We start from the raw sequence: 1,495 nt of genomic DNA on the forward strand, positions 1-1,495 counted from the left end.
GGCATTGTGACGCAAACCATTGCGTCCGAATAAAATTTTTATTTCAACTTTCTAATTAAAAGCGGAATTTCACCCCTACCTGAGCAGAAATATGGTGGTAGAAGCTAGTAGAGGTAGGTAAATCCTGTGGTCTGTCCGCATCGAAACCCGTCGGATTCGTTCTTGGATTATTAGAATTAGCACCTAATGCATCTACGAAATTGGTTCTTAACTGACTAGCAGGCAGCACCTCGCGTAAATCCTGCGCCACATTTCCTTCCTGATTCACGAATCGGAAAGTAGTAAACTCTCCCGTATTCCGCGTTACATTTAAGTGCAGGGCTTCCGCTTCCACAAACAAGGCAAGGTTAGACTTGAGGTTATACTCTAAACCGAGTGCAGCTGTATAGCCAAGAGAGAAGTTGCCACGAATTTCTTCTGTACGCTCAAATTTGAGTGAATTAAGCATCGGATCTTGCTGAATCGCTAATGCTGGGCCTTCGGCTTCTATAAAAGCTGCTCCAGCCACGGGAATCATAAGTCCCACACGCGTGTAGGCGTCTAAGGATTGGGTGAGAGGCACATAAAAAGTTACGGTAGGGTTAATACGGAGCTGCTCTGTAAACGCCTGTGCATTAATGGCCGACTGTAAGGGGGCAGATCGATCATCTGCACATCCTGACGGAAGCCAGAGAAATACTGAACACCGAGGTCTAGAGAGATCTGATCGGTCACAAACATTCCCAGTCTAAGATTTAGGGGCACACCACTACCCAGCGTTCCTCTGTTGTTTGACAACAAATTTTCGGGCGTGGCACTTCCCACGAAGTTTCCACCTTGATCACCATTCGTCACCCCGAAGGCTACACCACCACTGACGGAGATATAGAAACGATCGGAATAAGTAAGCTCCTGAGCTTGAGTTTGAAAGGGCATGGAAAATGCACATAAAGCCGCCGCCGCAAGGCTAAGGATACTCGTTTTTGTACGATTTATCATGGGTTTTTTGGGTTTGGTAATATTAAATAATAGTTAAAACAAGTTTTCAAACGTTAAATATACGGTTTTAGTTTGAATTTGGCACAGATATATAGGCTTATCCACTTAGCCTATTGGTTTTCTGTACGTTAATTTTGGGCCTCGGCCCATACCACATCAAAGGAAAAAAGGAAGGGAAAGCCTTAAAACAGGCGAAGCGGGAAAGAATTTCACAGATCATTTCCTGTTCAGCTTGAATCACTTAGCCCCACATCCGCGAAAAATATCCATTAATCCCGTTTTAGGCTTGTAGAATCGCCTGCAACTTTATACTTTTGTGCCAGTTCGGGGTGTAGCGTAGCCCGGTTATCGCGCACATTTGGGATGTGGAGGTCGCAGGTTCGAATCCTGCCACCCCGACGAACATTTTCATTTCTTCGGGTGTGGCGGCAKSCCGGTAGCCTTGTTACTGCAATGGGGTTGCAAGTKGTCGCAGGTTCAAATCCTGTCACCCGACGCTAGAATTTGAAAGCTTGTA

General features: G+C 45.6%; 2 protein-coding genes and 2 tRNA genes. 2 read left to right on the forward strand and 2 right to left on the reverse strand.

Translation table 11 applies throughout. From position 1 onward, the window contains the following. Nucleotides 1-55 precede the first annotated feature (55 nt). Both A3SI_RS19845 and A3SI_RS19850 read right to left on the reverse strand, forming a co-directional pair. Nucleotides 56-562: a hypothetical protein gene (locus A3SI_RS19845; protein WP_040671268.1), complete on the reverse strand. Its 507-nt coding sequence runs from the start codon at nucleotides 560-562 to the stop codon at nucleotides 56-58. Between the two features lie 8 nt (nucleotides 563-570). Next, nucleotides 571-978 carry a hypothetical protein gene (locus tag A3SI_RS19850; RefSeq protein ID WP_009057606.1) on the reverse strand — a complete coding sequence of 136 codons (408 nt, stop codon included), beginning with the start codon at nucleotides 976-978 and terminating at the stop codon, nucleotides 571-573. Nucleotides 979-1,303: 325 nt separating this feature from the next. On the opposite strand from A3SI_RS19850, the gene A3SI_RS16210 reads away from it, so the two are divergent. Both A3SI_RS16210 and A3SI_RS19180 read left to right on the forward strand, forming a co-directional pair. Then, nucleotides 1,304-1,377, forward strand: a tRNA-Pro gene (locus A3SI_RS16210). A gap of 17 nt (nucleotides 1,378-1,394) precedes the next feature. After that, nucleotides 1,395-1,474 (forward strand) — tRNA-Pro (locus tag A3SI_RS19180). Nucleotides 1,475-1,495 lie beyond the last annotated feature (21 nt).

Origin of the sequence: Nitritalea halalkaliphila LW7 (assembly GCF_000265075.1) — a bacterium.
GTDB classification, from domain to species: domain Bacteria; phylum Bacteroidota; class Bacteroidia; order Cytophagales; family Cyclobacteriaceae; genus Nitritalea; species Nitritalea halalkaliphila.

Coding starts and splice junctions, on each gene's coding strand:
- A3SI_RS19850 (WP_009057606.1), bottom strand. CDS start 978: ATGATAAATCGTACAAAAACGAGTATCCTTAGCCTTGCGGCGGCGGCT.